Below are 497 nucleotides of genomic sequence, written 5' to 3'. Positions count from 1 at the left end.
GCTTGTCCTTTCCTGGTTGCCCAGTAAGTCCAATTTCCGTCATAAAGTGTTGCGTCAGGACGTATTAAGGTATGTCTGACAATTGGAGTCCAGTTGTGTTTGAACAGATGTAACCCATCTTTGGTTTGGAACAGCCAATTTTCGTGTCTTTCTTTCCCATTGCTAAGTTTAATTGTTCTATGTCTGAAATAATTTCTTAGCTTTTCGTAACTTGACTTTCCGCATCTTGATACTGTCCATGCCCTTAACATTTGCCAGATTATGTTGTCTAGCTTATTGAAGGTCTCTGTTGAGACTACCCCTGAATAATAGTTTGACCATCCCCTAATAATTGGGTTTAGTTTGTTAATCAGGGCTGACTGAGGTGCTGTTTTATGTTGTTTAATTACACCTTTTATCACTTCTGTGTGGGCAACTGCTTTTTGGCTGGGTTTTATGTGAATTTTGTGTCCTAATAGTTTCCCATGTGGAATTTTCCCAGTTCTATATTTTCCTAC

The 497-nt window shown here is 38.8% G+C and carries 1 protein-coding gene; it reads right to left on the bottom strand.

What is annotated here, in order from left to right; genetic code table 11:
• Positions 1 to 497: group II intron maturase-specific domain-containing protein (locus P5674_RS25890; protein WP_315670489.1), on the bottom strand; the 497-nt coding region annotated here is incomplete at both ends.

Source organism: Limnospira sp. PMC 289.06, assembly GCF_032350395.1.
Lineage (GTDB): Bacteria > Cyanobacteriota > Cyanobacteriia > Cyanobacteriales > Microcoleaceae > Limnospira > Limnospira platensis.
The sequence above is the reverse complement of the archived record's forward strand: the minus strand, read 5'-3'. Positions and strand labels throughout refer to the sequence as shown.